Source organism: Methylobacter sp. (genome assembly GCF_036845245.1).
In the GTDB taxonomy this organism is placed as follows: domain Bacteria; phylum Pseudomonadota; class Gammaproteobacteria; order Methylococcales; family Methylomonadaceae; genus Methylobacter_A.
Map to the genome: position 1 here is coordinate 1 of NZ_DAIUEH010000114.1, position 3,434 is coordinate 3,434.

The 3,434-nt window shown below is 48.3% G+C and carries 3 protein-coding genes; all 3 read left to right on the forward strand.

Annotated elements, in window-relative coordinates:
- Positions 1-157: 157 nt before the first annotated feature.
- The 3 genes from V7051_RS24450 (at position 158) to V7051_RS24460 (ending at position 3,344) form a co-directional block, all read left to right on the forward strand.
- Positions 158-1,408 (forward strand): tyrosine-type recombinase/integrase, encoded by a 1,251-nt coding sequence (locus V7051_RS24450; protein WP_334181193.1) that lies wholly within the window; start codon positions 158-160, stop codon positions 1,406-1,408.
- Positions 1,409-1,534: 126 nt separating this feature from the next.
- Positions 1,535-2,350, forward strand: coding sequence for a tyrosine-type recombinase/integrase (locus V7051_RS24455; protein WP_333879367.1), 816 nt, complete (start codon positions 1,535-1,537; stop codon positions 2,348-2,350).
- Positions 2,331-3,344 (forward strand): tyrosine-type recombinase/integrase, encoded by a 1,014-nt coding sequence (locus V7051_RS24460; protein ID WP_333879366.1) that lies wholly within the window; start codon positions 2,331-2,333, stop codon positions 3,342-3,344. The genes V7051_RS24455 and V7051_RS24460 overlap by 20 nt, the downstream gene beginning before the upstream one ends.
- Positions 3,345-3,434: the final 90 nt, after the last annotated feature.

The following is a 3,434-nucleotide window of genomic DNA, read 5'->3' on the forward strand; positions in this document are numbered from 1 at the left end:
TAAAAATTATGCTCAGTCCGTTATTATGCATAGTTCGCCTATAGCCAACTGTAAAGCCGGTTAACGGCGCGATTTACAGTTCCTCATGACTGATTTTAACTCAGCATAATAATTTGGTGGTTTCCTGTAGCTTCTTTACTTACTTCAGGAATAAACCATGTTTACTAAAGCCCATCTGGCGGATCTTACCCACCTGGATTCGCTTGTCGATAATCCGCTCGGCAGCATTGCCATCCCCTATGTTGAAGCATTAAATGCCCAGCACTATGCAAGGTATACCATTGAGCGCTATGTTAACTGTGTAATTCATTTCGGTTGCTGGCTAAATGCTGAAGATGTGGGATTGCAAAGCATTAATCAGGCGGTCATTCACCGCTACCTTCATGATCTGCTTTTGGTAACCTCCGCTTCTGCTATTTCCAGTGACTCCATTAAAATGGATAGAGCAGCGCTAAAGCACTTGCTCACTTTTTTGCCACAACAATATTCAGTTATCACCAAAAGTCCGATAGAAGCGGAACTTGAACGATTCACTGATTACTTGCTGAATATTTGCGGTATGTCACCGCAGACCTGTGTGAACCGTTGCCAGCATGTTGGTGCGTTTCTTAGACATCGATTTTGCTCAGAAGCGCCTGTTATCGCGCAAATTACGGGCGCTGATATTGATGCATTTTTTCAACACATGGCTTTGAGATGGCGACCAGCATCACTGGAAGTCGTCGGCGCCAGTTTGCGCAGCTACTTACGCTTCTGCGCTTTACAGGGCGAACCCACTACCGTTTTGTCAGCCTTTATTCCAAGGATAGCATCCTGGTCACCTACAACCTTGCCCAAGGTGCTATCCGACACACAAGTCGATGCATTTCTAAAGGCATTCGATTGTACGTACGGGGTCGGTATGCGCGATTATGCCATTGCCCGTTGCTTGCTGGATATTGGGTTACGCGGTCATGAGGTGACCTATTTAAAGCTAGATTCCGTGGACTGGCGTAACGCAACGCTAACCATCAGTAGTAATAAGAGTAAACGCGTGCAGCAGTTGCCACTCCCAGTATCTACGGGGCAAGCTATTGCACAATATCTGTTTAAAGGCCGACCACTGACATCAAGTCGAATCCTGTTTGTCAGGCATCGAGCCCCTTTTGATCAGCCGTTATTTGTGCCCGCTATTCGTAATGCAATGAATCGTGCGTTTACTCGTTGCGGCCTGCGCAATCAATTTTGCAATACCCATGTTCTGCGCTCAACCACCGCGACACGTCTACAAAAGGCGGGCGCGTCCATCAAGGAAATTGCAGACTTGCTGAGACATCAAAGCCTTGATACGGCAAAGACCTATGCCCGTGTCGATCTTGAACGCTTACGGGCTGTGGCGTTACCTTGGCCTGGGAGTTCTAATTTTTAGCTGTTACGGGTTGAGGCGTACTTAGTTCAACGACACGGCCTTGGTTATAAACTGACTATTGATGAAACAGTCCTAAAAGGATTCGCTCGCTTTGCTGATGCCAGTGGCGATCAGCAAAGCCTGACGATGGCTCTTGCTATGCAATGGGCTCAAGATTCAAAACGAGATCATCCCATCACCCGAGCACGGCGCATTGAAATTTTACGCGGTTTTGCCCGATTCTGCCAGCGACTTGATCCGTCCACGGAGATTCCCCCATCAGGATTATTTGGCCCGGCTCACCGACGGCTTATTCCGCATATCTATACCGAAGTCGAACTGATTGCACTCCTCAATGCAACCGATAATCTCATATCTCGACACGGTTTACGCCCTGCCACTTGTCGCACTATTTTCGGACTACTGGCCTCAAGCGGACTGCGCATTTCAGAAGCGACCTGGCTTTCTCGTAGCGATGTTGATCTTGATGCTGGAGTACTTTGTATTCATGAAGCTAAGTTTCTCAAGAGTCGCTGGGTGCCACTGCATCCAAGCACCACTCATTCGCTAAACGACTATGCCCGGTTACGTGATCAGATTATACCGCATCCCATCTGCAATCGATTTTTCCTGTCCGATGACGGTCAATCAGTTAATCGAGCAAACATCTTATATGCTTTACAGACGATTTGCCGTCAACTTGGCTGGAAGCCGCGTGGCGATTATGTACATCATCGCCTGCATGATCTTCGACATACCTTTATAGTGCATAGCTTGTTGCGATTTTATCAACAGGGTGTTGATGTTGACCACGCCGTGCTGGCGTTATCAACTTATGTCGGACACGCTCGGGTTAGCGACACCTATTGGTATTTCACTGGCATTCCAGAACTGATGGCTATCGCGGCCGAACGTTTTCATCGATATGCTCAGGAGGTCAGCCATGAACTGTCTGCTGAATAATCCTGCCGAATTTGCCGCCTTGGTTCAACGCTTTTTTGCCGATCGATTGTTGCAGCAGAAGAATGCAAGTCCCAGAACTATCGCTGCTTACCGTGATACTTTTCGAATGCTACTGTGTTATGCCGAACGCGAAATAGGTAAGCCACCTGCCAAGCTTGCTCTGGTCGACTTTGATTTGACCTTGATACTTAACTTCCTTACATACCTGGAATCCGAACGCCACAATTCTGTCAGAACCCGTAATGCTCGTTTAGCGACTATACGGGCTTTTGCCCATTATGTGGCTTTGCAATGTCCTGAAGCCTTGCTGTTGACCCAGCAAATTCAGGCAATTCCGATGAAGCGCTTTGAAAAGCCTATGCTGAGCTTCCTGTCGCGCGAGGAAATGCAAGCTTTGCTGGAAGCGCCCGATAAACAAAATTGGTGTGGCTGTCGGGATCATATTTTGTTAACACTGCTTTATAACACCGGCGCTCGGGTATCGGAGTTGATTGGTATCCGAGTGGCCGATGTTGAACTAACCGTATCACCTTCAGTACGCCTGCATGGTAAGGGCCGCAAACAACGGACTGTACCTCTATGGAAAGAGACTGCCGCCAAAATACGGCACTGGCTGGTGTTCGCCAATTTGAAGGCAGAACAAGCTTTAGTGCCGACTCGTCAAGGCTTACCTATGACACGCTCAAATGTAGCCGAACGGATTGCTCTGGCAGTAAATTTGGCGGCGAACCAATGTCCACAATTGCAAGGTCGTAGCGTAACGCCGCATACCTTGAGACATACAACGGCCATGCACTTACTGCAAGCTGGCGTAGACATCACCATCATCGCTTTATGGCTGGGCCATGAAAGCCCTGTGACCACACACGGTTACATTGAGGCTGATCTATCCATGAAGGAACGGGCTCTAGCCAAGATCGCACTACCGCCAGAGATTGGGCAGGTGCGCTATCACCCTTCGGATGACCTTCTAAGGTTCTTGGAGGGTCTTTAAAATTATGCAAAGCCGGCAGCGTGGAAAGCCAGGCGCGCAGTCGGTTTACGATACTTACTCAGCATAATAACGGACTGAGCATAATTTTTA